Annotated in this window: 23 protein-coding genes and 1 pseudogene; 4 read left to right on the top strand and 20 right to left on the bottom strand. The window is 44.0% G+C overall.

Annotated features, from left to right (window positions below):
- Window positions 1-7: 7 nt before the first annotated feature.
- The 6 genes from artM to MMA19_RS04295 form a co-directional block, all read right to left on the bottom strand.
- The gene (gene artM / locus MMA19_RS04320; protein WP_006074674.1) at window positions 8-679 is read right to left on the bottom strand and encodes an arginine ABC transporter permease ArtM; all 672 of its coding nucleotides are present in this window, start codon (window positions 677-679) and stop codon (window positions 8-10) included.
- Window positions 676-1,368 (bottom strand): arginine ABC transporter permease ArtQ, encoded by a 693-nt coding sequence (gene artQ / locus MMA19_RS04315; protein WP_038227185.1) that lies wholly within the window; start codon window positions 1,366-1,368, stop codon window positions 676-678. The genes artM and artQ overlap by 4 nt, the downstream gene beginning before the upstream one ends.
- Before the next feature lies 1 nt (window position 1,369).
- On the bottom strand, window positions 1,370-2,101 hold the full coding sequence (locus MMA19_RS04310) for an arginine ABC transporter substrate-binding protein (protein WP_062458387.1): 732 nt from the start codon (window positions 2,099-2,101) through the stop codon (window positions 1,370-1,372).
- 47 nt (window positions 2,102-2,148) lie between these two features.
- Window positions 2,149-2,877 carry an arginine ABC transporter ATP-binding protein ArtP gene (gene artP / locus MMA19_RS04305; RefSeq protein ID WP_240205582.1) on the bottom strand — a complete coding sequence of 243 codons (729 nt, stop codon included), beginning with the start codon at window positions 2,875-2,877 and terminating at the stop codon, window positions 2,149-2,151.
- Window positions 2,878-3,094: 217 nt separating this feature from the next.
- Window positions 3,095-3,427, bottom strand: a complete 333-nt coding sequence (locus tag MMA19_RS04300; protein ID WP_062458380.1) for a DUF5329 family protein — start codon at window positions 3,425-3,427, stop codon at window positions 3,095-3,097.
- Window positions 3,424-4,479 carry an MBL fold metallo-hydrolase gene (locus MMA19_RS04295; protein WP_198559127.1) on the bottom strand — a complete coding sequence of 352 codons (1,056 nt, stop codon included), beginning with the start codon at window positions 4,477-4,479 and terminating at the stop codon, window positions 3,424-3,426. Before MMA19_RS04295 ends, MMA19_RS04300 begins: the two co-directional genes overlap by 4 nt.
- A gap of 153 nt (window positions 4,480-4,632) precedes the next feature.
- Here MMA19_RS04295 and MMA19_RS04290 point away from each other — a divergent pair, with 153 nt between their 5' ends.
- Window positions 4,633-5,244 (top strand): TetR/AcrR family transcriptional regulator, encoded by a 612-nt coding sequence (locus MMA19_RS04290; protein WP_006074680.1) that lies wholly within the window; start codon window positions 4,633-4,635, stop codon window positions 5,242-5,244.
- Between the two features lie 12 nt (window positions 5,245-5,256).
- Here the strand turns inward: MMA19_RS04290 and MMA19_RS04285 are convergent, their stop codons facing one another.
- Both MMA19_RS04285 and MMA19_RS04280 read right to left on the bottom strand, forming a co-directional pair.
- The gene (locus MMA19_RS04285; RefSeq protein ID WP_240205581.1) at window positions 5,257-6,111 is read right to left on the bottom strand and encodes an arginase; all 855 of its coding nucleotides are present in this window, start codon (window positions 6,109-6,111) and stop codon (window positions 5,257-5,259) included.
- 6 nt (window positions 6,112-6,117) lie between these two features.
- Complete coding sequence (locus MMA19_RS04280) at window positions 6,118-6,852, bottom strand: IclR family transcriptional regulator (protein WP_240205580.1); 735 nt, start codon at window positions 6,850-6,852, stop codon at window positions 6,118-6,120.
- Between the two features lie 99 nt (window positions 6,853-6,951).
- Between MMA19_RS04280 and MMA19_RS04275 the strand changes: the two genes are divergently transcribed.
- Window positions 6,952-7,260 (top strand): hypothetical protein, encoded by a 309-nt coding sequence (locus MMA19_RS04275; protein ID WP_240205579.1) that lies wholly within the window; start codon window positions 6,952-6,954, stop codon window positions 7,258-7,260.
- Window positions 7,261-7,326: 66 nt separating this feature from the next.
- Here MMA19_RS04275 and MMA19_RS04270 read toward each other — a convergent pair whose 3' ends face one another.
- Entirely contained in the window at window positions 7,327-7,899 is a 573-nt protein-coding gene (locus MMA19_RS04270) for a porin family protein (protein ID WP_062458368.1), read from the bottom strand.
- A 374-nt stretch (window positions 7,900-8,273) separates the two neighbouring features.
- Between MMA19_RS04270 and add the strand changes: the two genes are divergently transcribed.
- Window positions 8,274-9,263 (top strand): adenosine deaminase, encoded by a 990-nt coding sequence (add, locus tag MMA19_RS04265; protein ID WP_198559125.1) that lies wholly within the window; start codon window positions 8,274-8,276, stop codon window positions 9,261-9,263.
- 72 nt (window positions 9,264-9,335) lie between these two features.
- Here add and MMA19_RS04260 read toward each other — a convergent pair whose 3' ends face one another.
- The 7 genes from MMA19_RS04260 to MMA19_RS04230 form a co-directional block, all read right to left on the bottom strand.
- Window positions 9,336-11,510: a TonB-dependent receptor gene (locus MMA19_RS04260; RefSeq protein WP_240205578.1), complete on the bottom strand. Its 2,175-nt coding sequence runs from the start codon at window positions 11,508-11,510 to the stop codon at window positions 9,336-9,338.
- A 115-nt stretch (window positions 11,511-11,625) separates the two neighbouring features.
- Window positions 11,626-12,390: a Fe(3+) dicitrate ABC transporter ATP-binding protein FecE gene (gene fecE / locus MMA19_RS04255; protein ID WP_006074687.1), complete on the bottom strand. Its 765-nt coding sequence runs from the start codon at window positions 12,388-12,390 to the stop codon at window positions 11,626-11,628.
- A complete protein-coding gene (locus MMA19_RS04250; RefSeq protein ID WP_240205577.1) occupies window positions 12,390-13,355 on the bottom strand; it encodes an iron chelate uptake ABC transporter family permease subunit in 966 nt (321 codons plus the stop codon). Before MMA19_RS04250 ends, fecE begins: the two co-directional genes overlap by 1 nt.
- Window positions 13,352-14,350: an iron chelate uptake ABC transporter family permease subunit gene (locus tag MMA19_RS04245; RefSeq protein ID WP_240205576.1), complete on the bottom strand. Its 999-nt coding sequence runs from the start codon at window positions 14,348-14,350 to the stop codon at window positions 13,352-13,354. Before MMA19_RS04245 ends, MMA19_RS04250 begins: the two co-directional genes overlap by 4 nt.
- 6 nt (window positions 14,351-14,356) lie before the next feature.
- Window positions 14,357-15,271, bottom strand: a complete 915-nt coding sequence (locus tag MMA19_RS04240; RefSeq protein WP_198559121.1) for a Fe(3+) dicitrate ABC transporter substrate-binding protein — start codon at window positions 15,269-15,271, stop codon at window positions 14,357-14,359.
- Between the two features lie 164 nt (window positions 15,272-15,435).
- Window positions 15,436-15,921, bottom strand: a complete 486-nt coding sequence (locus MMA19_RS04235) for a hypothetical protein (RefSeq protein WP_236110712.1) — start codon at window positions 15,919-15,921, stop codon at window positions 15,436-15,438.
- Window positions 15,922-15,931: 10 nt separating this feature from the next.
- Entirely contained in the window at window positions 15,932-17,614 is a 1,683-nt protein-coding gene (locus MMA19_RS04230) for an LruC domain-containing protein (RefSeq protein WP_240205575.1), read from the bottom strand.
- A 260-nt stretch (window positions 17,615-17,874) separates the two neighbouring features.
- Here MMA19_RS04230 and MMA19_RS04225 point away from each other — a divergent pair, with 260 nt between their 5' ends.
- Window positions 17,875-18,453 carry a YceI family protein gene (locus MMA19_RS04225; RefSeq protein WP_171389805.1) on the top strand — a complete coding sequence of 193 codons (579 nt, stop codon included), beginning with the start codon at window positions 17,875-17,877 and terminating at the stop codon, window positions 18,451-18,453.
- Between the two features lie 59 nt (window positions 18,454-18,512).
- Here MMA19_RS04225 and MMA19_RS26600 read toward each other — a convergent pair whose 3' ends face one another.
- From MMA19_RS26600 to MMA19_RS04215, 4 genes and pseudogenes are all read right to left on the bottom strand, one after another.
- Window positions 18,513-19,559 (bottom strand): methyl-accepting chemotaxis protein, encoded by a 1,047-nt coding sequence (locus MMA19_RS26600; RefSeq protein WP_346657526.1) that lies wholly within the window; start codon window positions 19,557-19,559, stop codon window positions 18,513-18,515.
- A 12-nt stretch (window positions 19,560-19,571) separates the two neighbouring features.
- Window positions 19,572-19,994 (bottom strand): annotated as a pseudogene (locus MMA19_RS26535) (cache domain-containing protein); the annotation flags it as partial.
- Window positions 19,995-20,006: 12 nt separating this feature from the next.
- On the bottom strand, window positions 20,007-20,129 hold the full coding sequence (locus MMA19_RS26530) for a hypothetical protein (RefSeq protein ID WP_261359874.1): 123 nt from the start codon (window positions 20,127-20,129) through the stop codon (window positions 20,007-20,009).
- Between the two features lie 395 nt (window positions 20,130-20,524).
- A complete protein-coding gene (locus tag MMA19_RS04215) occupies window positions 20,525-23,029 on the bottom strand; it encodes a PAS domain-containing hybrid sensor histidine kinase/response regulator (protein WP_124941347.1) in 2,505 nt (834 codons plus the stop codon).
- Window positions 23,030-23,067 lie beyond the last annotated feature (38 nt).

The raw sequence follows: 23,067 nt of genomic DNA, 5'->3' as shown, positions 1-23,067 counted from the left end.
AGTGGATTTAGCGTGCCGCTTCAAAAGCCAGAGCTTTTTTCTCAACTTGCCTAAAGATCAAAGTAAGAATGCCATTTACCCCAAGATAGAAAAGCCCTGCCACGCTAAAGACGACGAGTGTGTCGTAAGTTTGAGCATTGATACGCTGTGCGTAGCCCATGATATCCATGATAGTGATGGTACTGGCCAGCGATGTGCCTTTAAATACTAAGATCACTTCATTCGAGTAAGCAGGGATCGCTCGGCGAATCGCAAACGGAAGCAAGACACGTAGCGTTGCTTTCATATCCATCCCTAGCGCACGACATGCCTGCCATTGACCTGATGGAATAGCATTGAACGCGCCTTTAAATAGTTGAGTACTGTACGCCGCGGTGTTAAGTGCAAGGGCAAGCATGGCACAGAACCAAGGTTGGCTTAGCCATGTCCACAAAAAACTTTCTCTAATGACTTCAAACTGCCCCGGTCCGTAGTAGACCAGAAAGATCTGAACCAATAGCGGTGTACCAGTAAAAAGAGTGATGATACCACGCGTTAGCCAGTGAACTACTGGCGTTCGAAGAATCAAGCTAAGTGTCATCAGCAACGCAAGCAGGCAGCCTACGATTAGTGCTACAACAGTAAGCTGTAGGCTTGTTTGCAAGCCATCGACCATTTGCCAAACATGTTGTTGATTCATGCTGTGACTCCTTTGCTACCGACGGCCATTTCTTTTGAGGAGAACTTTTTATCTAGTACTTTTACTGCTTTTTGAGTAATCAATGTGATGACAAGATAAATCGCCGCTGCTGTCGCATACCAAGTAAACGCTTCATGTGTCGCCGCAGAGGTTAATTGTGCTTGTTTCATTAAGTCTGTAACGCCAATTAGTGAGACTAAAGCAGTATCTTTTAATAGTACGAGCCACTGATTGGTGAGTCCGGGTAGGGCATGCTTAACCGCTTGTGGCAGCACTATTCTAAAGAAAACACGTGCACGACTTAGGCCTAATGCACTGCCAGCTTCTCGCTGGCCACTGGGTACTGCCTTTAGTGCTCCACGAATGGTTTGTGCTGCATAAGAGGCAAAAATCAACGAGAGTGCGATGACACCTGCTAAGAACGGGCTAACCTCAATGAAATCTCCCGTAATCAAAAACAAGACTTGTGTAGAACCAAAGAAGATAAACAGAACGACTAGAAGTTCTGGCAAGCCACGAATAATGGTGACAATTGCCGTGGTTGGCCAAGAGATGATTTTGTGACGAGACATCTCGCCACCAGCAAAAATGATCGCCAGTACTAAGCCAACCAAAAGGCTGACGAAAGCAAGTTGGATGGTTACCCAACTTGCCTGTACGAGTGACGCTGAGTAACCCGTTAAACCCATATTAATTCCCGAAGTACTTATCGAAAATAGCTTGGTATTCGCCGTTTTCTTTTACTGTTTTAAGTGCTGCATTTAGCTGGTCAACCAATGCTTGGTTGTCTTTGTTTACAGCGATGCCGAAGCCATTACCAAAGTATTTTTGGTTAGTGATTTGGTCACCAACGTAAGCCAGTTTGTCGTCTTTCTTAAACCATTCTGCGACAACTGCCGTGTCACCGAATACAGAGTCAATACGACCATTTTGCATATCGATGAACGCATCTTGGTAACTGCCATAAGGTACGGCTGTTACACCTGGCATTTGCTCTAATAGGTAGCTTTGGTGCGTTGAACCGTTTTGAACACCTACACGCTTACCTTCTAGTACTGCTTGTGATGCAACCTTACCTGTCATCGCTACGAAAGCCGCTGAGTTGTCGTAATAAGCATTGGTAAAGCTTACCTGCTGCTGACGGGCTTCAGTAATGTCGATACCAGAAATCGCTGCGTCGTAGCGTTTGAACTTAAGTGCAGGAATTAAGCTATCAAAGGCTTGGTTATGGAAACTACATTTGGCTTCAATCTGTTTACATAGCGCGTTAGCAAGGTCGACATCAAAACCTTGGATCTGGTTATTTTCATCGACATATTCGAATGGCGCGTAAGTCGCTTCCATTGCAAATTTGATTTCTTGTTGTGCCATTGCGCCGGTAGAAGCCAGACCAATCAGTGAAGCAAGTAACATCTTTTTCATAATAATTCTCCTTGTCAGATTGCGATGAAGGCAATCTCCATTGTTATTTAGTGTGTTAAGTAGTCAGCAAAAGCTTGAGTAGTTGGGTTTTTAAATGCGTCTTTTGTGCCATGTTCGATGACTCGGCCTTTTTCGAGATAAAGAACATGACTGGCAATTTTCTTCGCAAAATCAACTTCATGTGTAACAACCACTTGAGTGATGCCCGTTTCACTCAATTCGTTGATAATATTGACGATCTGAGTTGTGATTTCAGGATCAAGCGCTGCTGTTGGTTCGTCAAAGAGCAAGACTTCAGGTTTCATCATCAATGCTCTTGCAATAGCAACGCGCTGTTGCTGACCACCTGATAGTTGTAGTGGCCACGCATCGGCTTTATCAGCGAGTTGAAGTGTAGAAAGCATTTTTAAGGCTTCTTGTGTGGCTTGCTCTTTCGAGACGCCTGCTACCTTAGTGGGCGCTTCAATTAAGTTCTCCATTACCGTCATATGAGGCCAAAGGTTATACTGTTGGAAAACCATCCCGACTTGCTTACGAAGTGCTAAACCTTGTTTTTCACATACTTGTTGATCGAAGTCGTAGTCATTGTTCGCAATACTGAGCGCCCCGCCATCTGCCATTTCCAGCAAATTTAACAAGCGAAGTAGAGAGCTTTTACCAGCACCACTAGGACCTAAGAGAACCAAGGTTTCACCCTTGCCGCAATGAAAGCTGACATCGTGCAAAACTTGAGTCGTGCCGTAGAACTTATTGAGGTTGTTTGCTTGAATACCCATGCTGATTTACTGCATTAAAAATCATTGTGTGAACTATACTATCAGAAGTGTTATTTATGCAATAAAAATGTATAAAAATTTTAATTGTTAAAATTATGTATCGATTTATGGTTGAAAAGTAGACATCTCTATTGTGTGAGTCAGGGTGGATCTTAGGGCTAGTGGGTATAAGAAAGGCGCTTGGCTTTCAACCAAACGCCTAGTAATCAAAAGAATATTACTTCAGTTTCAATTGCTGAGTTAACCAGTCAGCACTTGTAGTTTGTTTACCTTGGCAGATAACGTAGTAGGGTGTTCCGGTGAACCAACTTTTCGACGCTACTTCTTCAACAAATATCTGAATAGAGGCTACATCATCCTTAGCGTAGTTCCATTTTCGGGTTAAGTGTTCTGCTGCTTCTTTACCATTATGGCTATCACCGTTACGTATGAAGTCGCAATCAGATTGTCGCATTTGATTGATCAGATATCGTACATCTTCCTCAGTATTGGCGAAGGCGTTGGAGCCTATCAGTAGTCCACCTATCAGAAGTGAATGAATTAGCTTCATTGATTCCACCATTGCTTAACTGGCGTTGGATTGTGAATTTCCAAACGCTGTCCAATCTCTGGCGAGACCATAGTTACACCACGTTCCTGACTTATCTCAAGAGCTCTGTTCATCGGTTCATGCCAATCGTGCATGGACAAATCAAAAGTGCTGTTGTGAATAGGCATCATGACCTTACCTTTGACGTCGATATGGGCTTGCACGCTTTCTTCAGGGAACATGTGGATTTGTGACCACAACTTGTTGTAGGCGCCAGTTTCAATCATAGTAAAATCAAAAGGCCCATATTTCTCGCCAATTTCAGCAAATCCTCCAAAGTAACCAGAGTCTCCAGAAAAGAACACGTTGGCTTGTTGACTGTTAATGACCCAGCTACCCCAAAGGGTAGAATCACGGTCCGTTAAGCCACGACCAGAGAAATGCTGAGTCGGTGTCAGAGTATATGTGATACCGTTGACCTCATGCGATTCCCACCATGCAAGTTCGGTAATCTTGTTTTTAGGTACTCCCCATTTGACAAGATAATCACCTACTTTTAGTGGCACAACAAAGTGATTAACTTTATCTACCAGTGCTTTGACTGAGGCTTTGTCTAAGTGGTCGTAATGGTCGTGACTGATGATAACCACATCTATCTGCGGTAAATCTTCTAGGGATATTGGCGTCTTATGAAAGCGTTTAGGCCCAGCCCATTGCACCGGAGATGCTCTATCGCTGAAAACTGGATCTGCCATGACCAACTGGCCATCTAGCTTCATAATAACGCTAGAATGTCCAAGCCGATAAACCACATCTTGTTGCTCACTCAACAATTGTTCTGATGTCATCACATGTACAGGTAAGTCGAAGGTCGGAGTTGGGGTATCGCGCTCAGTGGTGAAATAAGACTTCATGATCTTAACGATGTCGCTAAAGCTCGATTGGTATTCCAACTCAGTATTGACGTATTTATCTGGATAACGCTCGGGGTCTTTCTCTGTGTTGCTGCAAGCGGTTAAGGCAGTGGTACTCATTGCTAGAACTCCTATTGAGGCGATTAGTGACTTTCTCATGATATTTCCTATCGCGATTAAAAGACTGGCTGTAATGAGATCGATAGCTGAAGTCTTTTGTAAACTGACCAGTGTAGTTTACTTTTAAAATGTAAAAAGTAAACTGATTAGTGTAAGATACGGGAAGAAAAATTTGAGTTGTCGAGTAACCCAATGACAGAAAAGAAAAAAACGCGAAGCGAGATGAAGCGCGAGGCAATTATTGAGGCGGCTAAACACGCGTTTCACGAGTTTGGCGTACATAATACTAGTATGGATAAACTCGCGGCGATGGCCGGTGTATCGAAACGAACGGTATATAATCACTTCGAGTCAAAAGAAGTATTAGTTATGAGTTTGCTATCGGATTTGTGGCGACAATCTATGATGGATGTTGACTTGCAACCTTTGGCGTCGATGGATCTCAAACAACAACTAGTCTATTTACTGTCGCATGAGATAGGTATCTTGAACAATCCTGCTTATATTGATTTGTCGAAGGTTGCGTTTGGACATTACTTTTATCGACCAGAGGAACTGAAAGCCCAAGCGGATAAAATGTCGAAGCAAGAAACTGCCTTATACAAATGGTTAGAGCACAAGAATGATCAACAACAACTGACTATTCCAGATATTAGTGTGGCAAGCGTTCAGTTGCATAGCCTAATTAAAGGTAGTTGCTTTTGGCCACAATTGATGGGAATGACGGATACATTGCCCGACGAAGTTGCTCAGCAACTTGCGCTGTCTACTGCCGAGCTCTTCTTGGCTCGCTATCAGGTGTAACGATTGATTTATCTAGGAAAAGAACAGCCCTGTTTCTTGGACAAGAAGCTGGGTTGGTTTAGAGTAAATGTGTTGTTCCTTAGCACCTACAAGCTGAACTAATAGCACCTTATCTGAAGCCAAGCACTGGCGTAGTACTCGCAATACCATAGCCACATCGAGCTTATGCTTCTCTAGGTTTGAATTGTGTCTCGAAATAGAAGGTAGATCGATGGTTACAACCAGTCTGTCGCAGTGACTGATAAATCGCGCAAGCTGCTCTTTTATCATTGCTCGATTTCTGTACACCACTTCATTTGAAAGAAGCCAATCACATCCCATATCTTCCGCGTACTCTAACTGTTTTTTGTTGCAGCGATTATTGTCGATGCCGATATGAAAGGCGCGGCACTCATTATATCTGTTAAGTGCGAAATGCAGCATTGAACCGACTGTGACATCAAGACATTGATCGAGTAGCAATTCTGCGTTGATGTTTACAATACCAATTTCATCTTTGTCGATCAGTAGATTGGGAATAATGTCGAGCAAGGTTTCGTGGCAATTGGTAATGACGAGCGGCATTGCACCAACCGCAAGTTGTTGGTTGAGCTGACCGGTGAAGTCGCGTTTTGCAACCGGGCTTTCGAAGTAAGGTCTTTCGGAGCAGTAACTACCCAGAATTGGATAATGGCCAATTTTTCTCATTGAATGAGAACTTTGTTGTGAGCTTAGCCAGTCGTAGGCGGTTTCTAGGAGGGAGTCAGCGTCTTCAAACTGGGCATTATTCATAGGCTGGATGGCTTCCGATACCGTGAATACGGAAAGTTGGCTCTCTAAAGCAGGATGATAACGACGTTTCCAGATTTGTTTGAAGACGTTGAGCATGATGAATTACCTTTCTGGTGGCAGCGCCCTTGCTGCCTGCAATACATGTAGAATGAATCTGTCCTTGTTGGCTTCTACACGATAGGCAGGAGCCATAATGGAAACAGCACCAATTAATTTCGAGCCTTTCATTACTGGCGCACTGATGCCCGTTACCCCGGGATCGAACTCAGACGTACTGATGGCAAATCCCTGACGACGAATCTGCTCCAGCTCCTTATTCCAATCAGTGACGTTTTCGTGTTCACCGAAATGACGCAGTATTTTTTCGCAACGAGATTCTGGTAAATAAGCCAGCATCACTTTAGAGGAAGCCCCGCGAAGCAAAGGTTGGCTCTGTCCTCTTACATAGCTGCAGCGAAGTGCTTGCGCACTCTCTTGCAAGCTGACACATAGAGCACGATAGCCAACTGGTACCATGTAAGCTGACATCTCACCAGTCTGCTTTTGTAGTCGGAACAATATGCTCTCTATTGCTTCTAGGTTGTGTGTACTCGACTGATAGCTGTGCATCAACATCAGAGCAGCTGGACCAACAATCAGTGTTTTGTCGTGTGGACTCTCTTCAATAAGATTCCACTCTTTAAGCAGCTTTATATGACGGTAAAGACTGCTGAGAGGAACGCCGAGTTGAATGCTTAAATCTTTTGCTGAAACAGGCATATCAGACACGGCAACTTGCATTAAAAGTTGCAGTGGCTTTTCATTAACCTGAGTAGTGGGTTGCTGTGTATTTCCCATATCTGTGTTATCTATTATCAAAACCAATTACGCAATTTATATTCCTACTGAATAAGAAAGGAAACAAAAATCTTGCGGCTCATTCTCATTAGTTGATAAATGCAGGGTCTGGCAAAGAATGGAAGCTTGCCTCACGTTAAGTTAGGTCAAGTACGGGCAAAGAAAGGTCCAGATGAGCCCAATATAGGCACACCACATTCGTCACCTATATATTTTTCAGTAGATGACTATGACCGTTTCTTCTTCCCCAATACTCGGTTTCGCTATCTGGGTGTTACTCCTGCGTGGATTTTATTGTCGAAAATGAAGGCTGGGCCGGAAGTGTTGGCGTTAGCAAGATTCCTCAGCTTGATTGAAGTGGGGCTGTATCTATCTTCAAAGCAGGTTGGTCTTTTTAGGTCGGTATAAATAAAAAGCCACTTCGAGGGAAGTGGCTTTGATCGTTGTTAAGCTAACTGACGTGTTTTGGATAGTTTAGAATTTGTATGATGCGCCTAGGTATAGAGAACCAACGGTAAACGTATCAGTGTCAAAACCGCCCATATCTACGTTGAAAGCATCAGCTTCATACGCTAGGCGTACACCCAAACCATCGATTTGAGCTGGCATATATTCAACACCGATACCATAACGGAAGCCTGTTGCTGAATCACTTTTTGAATGGTTGCTATATTTAGCTTCAGCATTTACTCGAGACAAACCTACCGTGGCAAACGGTCGAATACCGTTGTCGAATGTGTAACCAAGGTTAGCCGCTAAAGATGCTGCAGAAGGAGTGATTTTTAGACCCTTAAGATCACTATTGCTCAGACTACCGTAATTAGTATAACCACCCTCTAGTGATACGATACGGTTAAATGCATAACCGCCATAGATACGCCATGAACGCTCACCATCAAATGTAGGGAAAATAGATTTATCTTGGTTCTCAAGTTTACTTTCCATTAAACCAAAACCACCACCCACGTAAAAACCTGAGTCAGTTGCGCCTGCAAATGCGCTAGTTGCAAATAGACCTGTTAAAATGAGTGCCACTGCTTTTTTCATTCTGATACCTGTTCAATAGTCTTGTAAATTGTTTCGGGGCGTACTCTAAAGAGTTTCGAATCTGACGTCTGTGTAGGAAATGTCGTGAATTGTGTGGAGACTGTCTGGTTGTGTGAAGCATGAATATCTGTGAACTCCACTTTTCAAAAGCAAACGTTTAACCTAAAAAAAGTGAACTATCTCACTAAAAAATAGGCAGTTGAGGTGGCTTTATATTAGATTAATCAGTATAAATGCTCTCCATTTCCTTGAGCTCTTCGACGTGGGTCATGTATGTTTATGTAACAAGTGCATACACTTGTCGCCTTTCTGCATGGAGCCGGAGTGAGTAAATGGAAGAATGAGGCTTATCAACTATTCCAAGAGAGGTAACGATGAACTATAAACAACTACCAAAAATCGACCTTCACTGTCACTTAGATGGCAGCGTGCGACCTGAAACCATCATCGAACTTGCCTCTATCCAAGGTGTTGATATTCCCTCTCAGGATATTGAAGTTATTCGTGACTTGATGATTGCCCCTGAGACGTGCTCAAACCTACTCGAGTATTTAAAGCGTTTTGATCTACCTTTATCTGTGATGCAGACCAAAGAAGCCTTGGAACGTATCGCCTTTGAAGTCTATGAAGATGCGGCACTTGAAAATGTTAAGTATATGGAAGTTCGTTTTGGCCCTCTCTTACACAGAGAGCAAGGTCTGAATATTGAAGAAATCATCAGCTCAGTAGTGGCTGGCATGAAACGAGCAGAAGAAGTACACGGCATTAAAGGCAACATTATTCTGTCTTTGCTACGCCATATGCCAACCGATGAGATTAATGATGTTATTGATGTTGGTGCTGCGTACCTAGGTAAAGGTGTAGCAGCATTTGACCTCGCGGGTGGAGAAGAGCTTGGATTCTGTGAGAAATTTGTTCCGTTTGCGAAATATGCAAAAGAGCAGGGTTTGAACGTCACGATTCACGCTGGTGAACAAGGCGAAGGGCAGAACGTTTACGATGCCATTACCATGTTAGGTGCAGAGCGTGTGGGACACGGCATTCATATCGCCACTCATCAACAAGCGTTTGACTTAGTGCATGAAAAACAAGTGGCTTTAGAAACGTGTCCGAGCAGTAATGTACAGACAAAAGCGGTGGAAAGCATGACTGTACACCCGATTGAGGATTTCCGTCAGCGTGGTATTCCAGTCACCATCAATACTGATAATCGCACCGTATCGAATACGACAATGACGAAAGAAGTTCAGTTGGTGATTGAGCAGTTTGGATTATCCGAAGAAGACTATATGCATATCTATCGCAATAGCGTTAATGCTGCTTTTACTGACGATGCAATTAAGCAACAGCTATTAGCTGTATAGCAGTTGCTGGTTCGAATGTAAAAAGCCCGCTTCATTGAAGCGGGCTTTTTTATTGTTCAGTGTTGTCAGCAATCAAAAATCGATTTCGTAACCTAGACTGAATGTTCGACCACGACCAGAGAAGTAATACGCATTGTGGTGGCGTATCTGGCTAAAGTAGTTGATGTACTGCTCGTTCAATAGGTTTTCAATACCGACACTGATACGACCGTAACGCTGCATATCGTAGAACATAGATACATCCATTAAGCCATAGCCGTCAAACTGCTGTGCACTACCGGCATCGTTTTTCTCTTTACTGCGAGAAAACATATGGTTGTATTGTAGACGACCATTCCAACGGTCTGAGAAGCTGTGGTTGACTGCCATCAATAGGCGATCAGGAGATAGGTTCTTAAGATCCATATCACTATCCACCGAGCCATCTTGATTGGTATCTACTTGACCTTCTACGTGAGCATATAGTGCCTGAATCTGTGTAGTAGGCAAAATATTGTAGGTCGCGGTGAACTCGTAACCTTTAATATCGGTGCGTTGGCGTACAACATCATAAGTACCACCGCTGTTAAGGCTTAGGTTCGCACCATCTTTAGCGATGGACATGTAAGTACTACCACTGACAAACCATTTGTCATCGCTGTAGCTTAGCCCCACTTCGTAGTTATCCGTTACAACAGGTTTCACCGCCGGCATGGTGTTGAAGTCGATAGGTGCACCGCCTACAGGAGCAACGACGGCTGGACCACCGATCCAGTTACCACGCAGCACACGTCCAATGTCTGGTAAACCGAAGCCTTGGCTAAAGCCAACGAATGAACTGATACTTGGGGTAAAGTCATAAACGGCGCCGGCATTAAAGACGGCCTGAGAAAAGTTTTGTTCGCCGCCAATAATATCAACCTGACGATGCCCTGCGTTACCATAGCCCCACAAGGTTTGACCATCTGCAACCGTTACTTTGGTATTTTCAAAGCGAACACCACCTGAAAGGCGTAGAGAATTGGTGACTAGCATATCGCCCTGAATAAAGGGAGCTAAGCTCTGGTACATCATATCTGGTGTTACATCTTTACCAGATTGAGTGAGAGTTTGCTTTGTGGTGTCTTCCAGACCGTCTAGACCAATGACCCAGCTATCATCCCAGCCAAGAAGATCGGTTTTGACATAACTTAGCTTAAAGCCTTTTTTGGTCGATACGATAGCGCCTTGATCATATTGTTTGTTTGCTGTTGGCCACCATGATGCTTCACCAAATACCGCTTCAAAGTCTTGGTAAAAGGCTTGGAATTTCAGCTCGCCACCAAAGAAGTCATAATGGTCATAACCAAAGTTATACAGTTCCGCATAGTTTGACGTAGGATCGCCAGAAGGTGTGCCCGGAACTACGGTTCCCGGAATGCCATTTTGCCAGTCGCCAGGAACACTAACGTAGTTCTGGTTGCCTTTTAGTTGGTAGCGACTAGCACTGAAGCTGACGCGTTGATTGCCGCCATCAAAGTTATAGCCTCCTTTAGCGAGAAAGTTTGTGGCATTGGAATCTTGCGTTTCACCTTGGATAGAGTTCATGCCGATTGGGTTGCCATTACCATCGTAATACAGCCCTTGTTGCTCCCACGCACCGCCAATAAAGAGATCGTAATCTTCGTCATACTGGCTCAGATTGTAATAGACTTTACCACCTGTACCATCTTCCTTTAGGTTTGAGGTTACGCGTGTTCCAACGGTCTGCTTCCAATGGTCGCCTGGTTTAGCACTTTTTGTTACGTAGTTAATGATACCGCCAGTGGCGCCGTTACCTTGTACGGCACTTGCTCCTTGAACCACTTCCACACGCTCAAGCATTGAAGAATCTACGGTGTAACCGTTACGGTTACCATTGCGAAGTGGGTTATTTTGCGGAACACCGTCGACCATGATAAGTGCGGTACGTCCACGAAGGTTTTCACCTTGGGTAGAGAGCTTTTGTCGACTTGGCGTCATGCCCGGAACTAGGTTGGCGATAACACTGGTTAGGTCATCGGATACCGCAGTTTGTTGTTCCAGTTCTTTTTCTGAAATGACATGAACTGAGCCCGGAATTTTATCTGTATCTTGACTGTAGCGGGTCGCAGTAACGACCATATTTTCGTCAGTTTTCTGTTTGTTTGTTGGCTGTGATTCGTTTACTTCTTCTGTCGCAAATGCTTGTCCGATTGACAGAGCGAGAAGCGAAAGGGAGACGACTTTCTTCCCAGTTTGATTTGCCATGTGTCCTGATTACCACTGTGTTTCTCATTAGGGTGGCGATATTAATGCTTTTGATAATAGTTATCAATAACGTTATTATTATTAACGAAAGGTGATCTATAACCTATTGATATAATTATCGTGCTACACACATAGGTGAACCAGAAATAGGGTCTTCAATCACCAACGCATCAAGGTCAAAGACTTCTTTTAATAACGATTGGGTAAACACGTCTTTTGGAGTGCCATGGGTTACGAGTTGCCCTTGCTTTAGCACCACCAAATGGTCGCAGTAACGACAGGCTTGATTTAAATCGTGCAGTACCACAATCACCGTTTTTCCTTGTGTATGCATCTCTTGCATCATCCGCATGAGCTCAATTTGATGAGATAGATCCAAATAAGTCGTTGGCTCATCAAGCATCACAATTTCAGTATCCTGAGCGACGATCATTGCGATCCAAGCACGTTGTCTTTGACCTCCAGAGAGCGCATCAATTGGGCTTTGTGCAAGTGTATCTACACCAGTTGCTTGCATTGCATTCGCTACAATCGCTTTATCTTCAGGGGACAATTTGCCCCAGTGAGAGGTATAAGGCGCGCGACCATACTCCACTAGTTTTTGAATCGTGATGCCTTCCGGGCTGGTATGGGTTTGTGGGAGCATAGAAAGACGTCTGGCCAATGACTTGGAGCCGTACTCATCTAAGGGCGTAGAATCAAGTAGGACTCTTCCAGATTTAGGCTTGTTTATCCGAGCTAACGTTTTCAATAACGTGGACTTTCCACATCCATTAGGACCAATAAGCGCAGTAATTTTGCCTTTCGGAATCGTCAAATTCAGATTTTCAATAATAGTGTTGTTGCCATAGGCAACGTTCAATTTCTCGACAGACAGCATTACCAGCCCTTGTAACGTTTGAGTAGGAAGATGAAATAGGGTGCGCCAATGACAGAGGTTAGAACGCCCGCAGGAAGTTCGATCGGCGGCGAGATCCCTCGAGCGATGGTATCGGCAGTAAGGACAAGAAGTGCACCAATCACAGCGGAGCCCATCAGCAAAGCTTTATGATTATGTCCAAACAGTAGCCTAGCGAGATGCGGTGCGAGAAGACCAACAAAGCTTATCGTTCCGGCGATAGACACACTCAAACTGGCAAGCATGACGGCGCAAATCAGCGCCATGGCTTGTACTTTGTTAAGTTCGACACCAAGGGAGATGGCAGATTCATCGCCAAGACCAATAATGTCTAGTCGCCATGCGAGCCACAATGAAAGAGGTAGTAAGATCGCAAGCCCCATCCAGATATAAGGCATCTGCTCCCAGCCTCGTCCCCATAGACTGCCGGTGAGCCAAATCATTGCAGTATTGATCTCGATTGGGTGCACCACTAGCAAATAATCGATGCCGCTAGCAAGAAAGGCACTGATAGCAATTCCAGTGAGTGCCATTCTGGCTGGTGGTAGTTGAACTGAGCGCGCGATGATGATCAGCAATAATCCCACAGATACGCCACCAATCATTGCGGCAACTGGCAGCACCCAAACTGGTGCATTGGGGAATACTGTCAATAAAAGTGTGGCAACAAACCCAGCACCAGCACTTACGCCGATTAAATCTGGTGAGGCGAGAGGGTTGCGGATCACGCCTTGGACCAACGCTCCGGAGATTCCTAATCCAGCACCAACACCAATGGCGAGGAAGAGACGTGGAAGTCGATAGTGATTGACAACGAAATCGTACTCGCCACCTTTAAAGGCTGTTAAGGTTATTTGCGACAACGATAAGTCAGCGACTCCTACTAACAAACTGAAAGCAGACAGTGCGAGGGTCGTCGAGATAAGGACTAGCCAAGTTCTACTCATGAGCTAAACCGACTTTTTATAGAAAGAAAAATGAAAAAGGGCGTGCCTATCAGCGCAGTAACGATACCAACCGGCGTTTCTGTGGGAAAGGCTATACCCCTGGCAAGTACATCTGAACACATGACTAAGATTGCCCCCAATAATGCACTCGCGGGAATGAGAGCGAAGAAACTGTGTCCAACAAGTTTGCGTGCAATATGAGGAATTAACAGACCGACAAAGCCAATAGGGCCTGCAATGGAAACACTGATACTGGTTAGTAAAATAATAGCCACGAAAGCCAGTAATCGAATCATGCTGGTGTTTACGCCTAAGCCTGTAGCGACATCGTTACCAAGAACTAGCAGGTTGAGAGGATGAGCAAGCGCCCACGCTAACGCTAACCCCACAACACTAATTGGCAATAACTGGTGCAGGGCAGACCAATCTAAGTTACTAATTGAGCCAATGAGCCAAGATTGCACGCTATAGGCTTGATCGTCAGCAAGAATAATCGTTGCGCGTGTGAGTCCTAGCAACAAAGCGTTGATAGCGATGCCCGCTAGTACCAGTTTCACAGGGTGTGGACGATCATCAAAAGCACCACCAAGAAACATAACCAACAGACCACTTAACGCGCTGCCTACCGCACCCATTACCGCGGTTGACAAGGATAAAGATAGGAAGCCAAAGCTACTCAACACGATAAATAGTGCTGCTCCAGAATTGATAGCAAGCACGGATGGTGAAGCGAGGGGGTTACGAGTCAATCCTTGCATGAGAGCGCCTGCAACAGCGAGGTTAGCTCCAATTAATGCACCGCTGAGTACACGAGGCATTCTTAGCGTTGCGATGATTTGATGCTCCATGCTAGCTGAGTTAAAGTGTAGCCAGAAGCCCTGCAATGATTGAAAAGATAGGTCAAAGCTAGACCACGCCACTAAAGAGAGATTTAGGCTCAGCAACGTACCAGCAATAAGTGCAAGCCAGAGCTTGCACTGTGTTGATTGAAGCATATTGAATTAGTGCTGTTGATTAATAATATCAGAGAGGTTTTTGGCGATGCCTTCAGCTGCCAAAATACCTCGGTTTAATGACCAGAGCTGTGGAGAAACCTTAACGGCGTGCTCTGTTTTCTCTACCTTCAGCATTTTGCTTAATGGATTTGATTGCCAGTCATCATAAACAGTGTGGGGCTTATAGGGACCAAGCAATAACCAATCAGGGTTAATCTTGAGTAGTTGCTCAAAGCTGACTTCAATGTAGGCTTTGTCGGTTTTTGGCACCGCTGGACCATGTAATCCAAGCGCAGTAATCACACCCCCAGCATATGAGTTTGGACCATGAAGCCACATACCTTTATCGGTTACCACAGCAAACTGAAACGACTCATTCGAAGAAAGCTTGGCTTTGTATTGATCCATGATTTTATGGTGTTTTTCGATACGTGCTGCCATTTCATCGGCTTTATTGACCGCAACACCAATTTTCATTGCAGACTGTAAGTTCTCTTCGTAAGTTTCGCCGCGACTTTTCAACAATATCGTCGGTGCGATGGCCATAAGATCGTTGTAAATCGTGCTATGGCGCTCAGCATCGGCAATGATGAGATCTGGCTTTAACTGTGAGATTGCTTCTAGGCTTGGTTGAGGCCTAACTCCTACTGATTGCCAAGGTTTAATCAGTTCGCGTATCTCTGGAAGAATTCGCTCGATGTTCTTGTCGTCAGCGACGCCCACCGGTGACACACCAACAGCAGCTAAAGCGTCCACAAACGAGTATTCAAGAGCGATGACTCGGGTTGGCGTGCCTTTGATGGTGATACTGCCTTGTTGGTCGGTTATGACGCGTTGGCTCTGTGCATGTGCAGATGCACCCATAAGAGCGAACGAAAGTAGAAAAACCGTGCTTAATCCTTTAGCGAGTAGTGATTTCATTGATTGGCTCATTCTGAAAGGGAGAAACAAAAGAGCGCAATCGTATCTCAAACAATAATGGTTATCAATACTATTATCGATAGCCTATGGTGATGAATGAAGTGTCAAACCAAACCAAACGATATATGGGCTCAGAAATTCAGCTGAGCCCAATACAAGCCTAGTCAAAAAGCTAGATGGTAAGCGTTCTGGGTTTGGTTCAAGTCAATAGTCCAGGTTTGCTCTTGTTCATTACTTGTCATTGGCACCCATTGAGCGTAAATCTTGGTCCAGTTGTTGTTAACTTGCAGTGTGACTTCATCGGTTTCTGCTGGATAGATGGTCGTTACTCGTGAAGTTGGATCCGCAGCGATATCTCCATTTTCAAAAGTGTGTGCGGCTTGACTATAGACATGCAACGCGCCTTTTCCTGCATTACCTTTATCAATTGACAGTGTGATTAGCTGGCCAACATCGAATGAAAATGTTCTATCTGCAACAAGATCTGCAGTTCGTTCAATTGGTGTTTCAGTTGGGGCTTCAACGGGTTTTGCTGGAGTTGTGTTCGCAGTATCTTGACCGCCACCGCCACCGCCACCGCCACCGCCTCCACAAGCAACAACTGAGGCTAGGGCAGCAAAAAGAGTGAGAGGTTTTATTGGGTTTATCATGGGATACTCCTTACTGTTCCGAACTTGAGATTACTTGGTTTGCGCTAGCGTAGTTGTACCAATCGCTATCTTGTTCTCCAGCACTCGTGACCCAGTTAGGAAAGTTAGGGTAGGCGACGGTAATATCAACCAGCTCTTTTGGGTGTTCCCATTGGTCACGAATATTAATCACCCAAGGCATATTGTTTTCTGATAAAAACGATTGTGCTCCGCCAGAGCGGTCATCATGAAGTCCGAATAATGCATTATCCATAAAACTTGTACCACCGAATGCCTTCATGTGTGTTTGCCAAGACATACCTGGTGGTGTCTGAACAAAATCACCATGATATTCTCCTTCAGAGGCAAATATGAAAGGATCATAGGGCGGGTAACCAATTAGGTCGCGCGATACAGGATTGGTTAATTCAACAGTAAGTTGATAAGACAAACTGATGCCCTGTTGCATCGCCAGGCACGTGTCATCCGTTTTGTAGAAATGACAACCGAGAGGCAATCCCCCTAACGCGGATAACTCTGCTCGTAAGTCTTCGGCTATGATGAAGATAGTTTCGTCGTTGGACGCTTGTTGAACAGTATGGGTGACGCTTTGTCCATTTTTCGTCAAGGCAACCGAAGCAAGGTTATTTGGATCGACGTTAGGTAATTGGAGCGCAAACCCATTAGAGTAGCCAGCACCCATAGCTTGCAGTGTGTAGTCGATGGTGATGTTGGTCAGCTCGCGTTGTCCATTGATTTGCTCGGTAATCTTATAGCTCCACACCACATCATTGAAATCGTAATCCCCCATTAATGGCCAGCGGTCTTCAAAAGCGATAGTGGCCATAGAATCTGAACTGGGATAGACCGAGGTGATAGAAATGTCAGGATCGTTTTCTTGAACAAGAGTTTCATATTTGGAGTCGGTTGTACCATCACTGTTGACGCCATCAATGGCTTCAAAAGGAGTGACTTCAACGGTAAAGATGAGATCGTTGAAGTCGTTATCGCCAGATGGACGTTTTATATCTTCAAAACTCAATACCAAAAACTCATTTTGAACATCAAGGAAAGCAACGTTATGCCTTCTGTGTTCCATGGTAGTTTCTGGATTCAAAGCTGGGTAACTATAAAAAGGTGTTCCCCAATTCCCAAAGTTAGCAATATTGTTGTAGCTCCCCTCCCAGCCCCAGCCGTTCGGAATCAAGAAGAAGGCGAGTGTTTGATTGGCAGTCAGTTGTACGTCGAGGTCAATCGTATCCCCTTCTTGCATTTCTCCTTCTCCAGGTTTTGAGGCATTGGGAAAGACAATAATGTGGGCATCAATATCGTCTTTATCGGTAGGAGGGTTGTCAGTGTCGAAAACAAAATAGCCAAGGCTGTTTCGATATCCAGCACCTTCGTTAAGGAAGGTAATACGGGCGGTTGCATATTCTGCCCCGTTTAGTTCATCGTCAATATCGATGCTTGAGTATTTATCTGGTGCAATGAAAGCACTGTTGACGACACTACCCTCTGGAAGCATGGAGTAGACATTGGTCAATACGTCTTGAGGTAACGTGTCTGCAACAGAATATAAATTACTCGGCTTTCCCTTAGCTGAATAATTTGATGCCTCCGCGCCAGACTCGAAGGTTAAATCTGCTACAGAAAGCGCATAAACTTGCCATGGTAGGAGTAAACTGGCTAGTGTAATGACGTTCCTTGTTCTCATCGCTTATTCCTCTATTTTTATGTTTAAAGGCGAATTATTCAGAGGTAAGCAAATTCGATGCCTAGTAATAATCCTATATATTTCAATGCAATAGAATTGATTCTTACGAAATTCGCAATGTGAGAACCATCGTGGGAATAGTGAGAACGATGGGACAATGAGAGATTGTGGCGATTATGCAGGTTCGCGGTAAGCAAAATGGCGTTTCTCGGTAGGTTAGACTAAACCTAACTAGGTCAGTGATCAGTTAGGAGAAAAAAATGATAGTCAGAATGGTAACCATGTTGTTGGCCTTCATAGTCGTGCTTCCAGTGCAGGCCGAATGGATGTTAGATGGCAATAACTCGTCATTAAAATTTGTGTCGACCAAGAAAAACAGTGTTAGTGAAGTGCATCACTTTTCCTCAATGACGGGGACCATCAGCGATGATGGTAAAGCTACGGTAGTTATTGACCTATCCAGTGTTGAGACCAATATTCCTATTCGTAACGAACGCATGCAAACGATGTTGTTTAATGTCGCAGAGTTTGCCAAAACGACGATTACCACTGTGGTCGATATGAGTCAACTGGACAACAGCCAAATTGGTGGAGTGTACTCAATTGTTAATGACCTTACCGTGGATCTACATGGCGTGCAGAAAACTTACGCAGCCAAACTAACGGTGATGCGATTGACTGAAAACAAGATCGCCATTGTCTCGACGGATCCTGTGATTGTGCAAGCATCAGATTTTGGACTAGAAGCTGGCATTGAAAAGTTACGTGAGGTGGCAGGATTGCCGTCAATAGCCACGTCAGTGCCCATCACTTTTATCATGGTGTATAACCAAAAATAACTGAGCTTAACAATTGATAATGAAAAACGCTCCATCTTAGACGGAGCGTTTTTTGGGTTTTAGACCCGGAAGTAAGAGAGTTTGTGATTCAGCTCGTCAGATGCTGCTGCCATAGATTGAGATTGCTCCGCAAGGCTCTGACTCGCCTGACGTATTTCGCTAATCGACATATGCACGATGCTGACATTTTCATTCACTTCATTTGCAACCGTTCCTTGCTGTTCTGCTGCTGCCGCAATTTGTGCCACCATGTCATAAGTATCGTTGAGCTTAGCGACAGCAGTATCAAGTTTGTCTTGAGTTTGCGAAGCAAGATCCACGCTCTCTGTCACTTTAGTTTGGTTTGAAGCCATAACAGACAGCACGCTTTCGGTACGTTCATTGAGTTTGTCGATGGTAGTTTGTACTTGAGCTGTTGACTCTTGGGTTCTGCTTGCCAAGTTTCTGACTTCGTCTGCCACCACAGCAAAGCCGCGCCCTTGTTCACCAGCTCGTGCTGCTTCAATCGCTGCGTTAAGCGCGAGTAAATTGGTTTGCTCCGAGACCTCATGAATAACATTGACGACATTGCTAATATCATTGACGCCTTGTTTCAACGCTTCCATTAACTGGTAGGTACTGGAGATGTCATCGGAGATCCCAGCTATGTTGTTAAGTGTATACCCCATGCTTCGGCTACCTTGAGCAGCAAAGTCTTTGCTTTCCTCTGTGGTCGCTGATGTTCTTTCAGAGTTACCCGCGATATCTTGAATGGTTGATGACATTTCATTCATCGCGGTAGCAAGTTGCTCAAGTTGTTGGCTTTGTGAGTCTATACTCGTTGACGTCTCTTCACTTGCTGCTGCAATGCTACTGGATAATTGACCAGAGTAGTCCGCTGAACGTTTGGCAGCACTAATGGTCTCTTTGAGTTTGTCCATCATTCGACTCAGTTCGTTACTCAAATAACCAATTTCGTCGCGTCGTTCTGTTTTCATATCGACCGTGAGATCGCCATCTGCGACTTTATGAACCTGCGTTACAAGTGATTCAATGGGTTTGATGATATTGCGTGCAACAACCAAACAAATGACGATAAGTACAAGTGCTGCTACGGAGTCTACGATAAGCTCTTTTATAAGTTGGCTCTGAAACGCTTTATCAATATCAGAGGTTTGGACGCCTGAACCAATAATCCAGTCCCATTCCAGGATATAGTTTACGAATGAAATCTTTTCGGACTCCTCACCATCCGGACCTAGCCAGTAGTAGGTAAGAAAACCACTGCCTGTGGTTTTAGCAATGGATGACATTTCTTGCCAAAAATGATTTCCTCTGGAATCTGTCAAGGTGTTTGTACTAGTGCCGTTAAGTTGTGGCTGAGTAGGGTGCATTACAATTGTATTAGAAGCACTCGCTATCCAGAAATAGTTACTGCCGTCGTATCTAATTTGGCTAATTGCATCTATCGCAGCTTGTTGTGCAGCTTGTTTGCCAAGCGTAGATTCGAGTTTTTGATAATGTTTCGCAATCTCGTAGGTGATTTGCACATTTGAACGGACTTGCTCTTTTCTTTACTCGTAGCTCGCATCTTTTTGTATTAATAGATTAAATGTACCAAGAGAAAATAGAATTAAAACTGCGAAGATGACAATAGCTTGCAGCTTAGTACGAATAGACAGATTGTTCAGTTTCACTGAAGGTTTCCTCTCCAACTTATAATTAGACCAAATTCCATTTGGCTGATGAATGAAAGCAGGTTATTAATATTATTTAGATGCATCTTAACGAACTAATAGATATATTTCTCATTAAATATAATGCCTTACGTGCTAGTTGCGTTATTTTTAGCCAATGGTGAGTTATATTTGTGATGCAAATTAAATTTTCTATAGGTGAATATAACCACATGATTTGAGAGGTAAATGCACCTGTTGATAATATTGTTTTTATATTGAAAGGTAATAAATAGGACAGAATGTCATGCTATATGTGGATTATTGATAGAATGAGTCCTTTGCTATTAGCCTATATCAATGAATATCTGGCGTTACATAACATTCAGACTCGTCCAATTTACAATCTGTCGCGGTTATTCTTTATAGCGATTATGCTCTTGAGTATCAGAAAATTGCATAATGGCATCAAACAGTTCGTCTTTCTTAAGTGGTTTGTGCAGAACACAATTAGCACCAGCGTCGATAAACGCCTGCTTTGAATCAGCGAAAACATCAGCAGTCCATCCAAAGATTAGTAAATCAGTTCCAAATTGTCTTCGAATACGTGAACAGGCTTCTACACCGTCCATAACTGGCATATGGTTGTCCATCAATACAAGGTCATATTTGTTTTCACTTAGCGCCTCCAATGCCATCGCACCATTGGTGACGGTGCTGGTTGTATGTCCTTCTGACTCTAACAACTTACGGGCGACAAGAGCATTAACATGATTGTCTTCAACAATGAGAATATTTTGCGTTGTGAGAGGGGGGCTTTGGTGTGCCTTGTGGCCTACTAATGTAATGCGCTCACCATACGTTATTGGAAGTTCAAACTGGAAGTCAAACCGCGTTCCTTGACCAACTTTGCTGGTCGCATGGATCGTGCCGCCCATCTTCTCTATAAGTTGTTTAACAATCGCTAGGCCGAGTCCTGTACCACCATATCGTCGAGTCGTGGAAGCATCAGCTTGGACAAAGGGTTCGAAAATTCTCTCTAGCGCATTTGGCTCAATTCCGATGCCGCTATCTTGCACGGAAAAGTGTAATAGTGAAGGGTGGGAAACATTGTGAGTGACTTTGACAGTTATTCCTCCTTGCTCGGTAAATTTGATGGCATTGTTAAGTAAATTGTATAAAACCTGTCTTACGCGACTACGGTCTCCAAGATACGTTATCTTAGAGTCAACATGGCAATCAATATTGAGGTCAATTCCTTTCTCCTGGCATACGGCTTGATAAGTAGAACGTAATGGGGCAATTATTTGTTCGATAGTGAAAGGACGGTTTTCTAGCTCGATTTTGTTTTGTTCCACTTTGGTGAGATCTAGAATATCGTTAAGTATGGATATCAAGTGATTGCCGGACTCCAGAATAAGTGACAAATTTTCCTTTTGTTGCTGATCATTTGTCTCTGACAGCATAACTTGCACCATGCCTAGTACTCCATTCATTGGCGTACGAATTTCATGACTCATTGTGGCGAGAAACTGCGTTTTGGCGATATTTGCCGAGTCAGCGGCCACGACGGCATTTTCGAGCTTTTCTTGCAGCTGTTTGGTGGCGGTGATGTCGCGTTCGACCGCAATAAACTTATCTAGCTCTCCTTGAGAGTCAAATACTGGCGAAAGCTCTATATCGACCCAGTAAGGTTGCTTTGTTCTTGAGAAATTAAGGATCTCCACTCTAGTCGGTCGGTGAGTTTGCACCGCTTTTCTTAATTGCTCGATGGCTTCTGTATTTGAACCTTCACCTTGTAAAAGAGTGCCGGGTTTTATGCCTATAATTTCTTCCTTTATGAATCCCGTCATGGTTTCAAAAGCTTGGTTAACCCATTCGATACGACCTTGCTTATCGGTAATCAATACCGCGTCACGAGTGTGTTTAACAACGTTGGCTAAACGTCTTGCCTCGCGTTCTTTTATTGCTAGTAATTCAGTCTGCTGTGTTAACTTCGCTCGAGATTGCTCAAGCTTTTGGAACGGATTAATTATCATCCTACGTCCGAACATGTAGACAATAATTGAACTGGTAAAAAGGGCTATGACTAATGCAATAGCAAGGCTACTAAGTAGTTCGTCTCGCTGTAAATCTGATGCTGCATTATTAATCCCAAAGACTAACGAGATATTGGACTTCGCTAACCGAATACTCTCCGTTTTCCAATTCCCCTCTGGTGGTGTCTCTAGCCAATTAGAACCGGGTTGTGTCAAAGAAAACCAACGGGAGTTGTTACTACTTAGCTTACTGAAAAAGCTTTCGTTGAAGTACGGAAACGCCCCTACTACAACACCTCGAAGTTGGGTGTTAACGTAAATAGGCTTATAGAACTTAATGATTTTCTGATTGTTGTGTTCTTTCAGCAGGTAAACCGTTTCTCTAGTTGCATTAGACTTGATAACCTCTAGCAGCTTTAGTCGCTGTTCAATCGGTCCTTCTTGAGGAAGTGTGTTAAAAACAACACTTCCTGATGAGTTAAACAAACAGAATTTTACTTCAACATTGGAGAGATGAAATTGATGGAGGTGCTTGAATACATCTGGTCCAGTCGGAGTCGTGTTAGTGCCATGAGAATGGCCATTATGAGAGTGATGCTGGTGGTCACCTAGATATTCGTCACCGCTAACTGCAGCGATAATGGCAGGTTCTTCAACTAGGTGAGATATATGCATATCGGTCGCGATAAAAAACTGATCCATAAAGTTCTTAGCCGCTTGGATTTCAGTCTTTGCACTATTGGACTGAAGTTTAGCAATGGTTTTCTCTGCTTCATGATCGACCACTAATAACACAGCAATCGCAGTGATACTGAACGTTATCACCATAAACAGAATAAGAAGTGTTCGACCGGAATAATCGGCCACTTTTGAGGCTCGCATGGACACATCTCCCTGTGGTAGTAGTAAAACTGTACGAA

It is taken from the genome of Vibrio sp. CyArs1 (genome assembly GCF_022432925.1).
Taxonomy (GTDB): Bacteria; Pseudomonadota; Gammaproteobacteria; order Enterobacterales; family Vibrionaceae; genus Vibrio; species Vibrio mediterranei.
The sequence above is the reverse complement of the archived record's forward strand: the minus strand, read 5'-3'. Positions and strand labels throughout refer to the sequence as shown.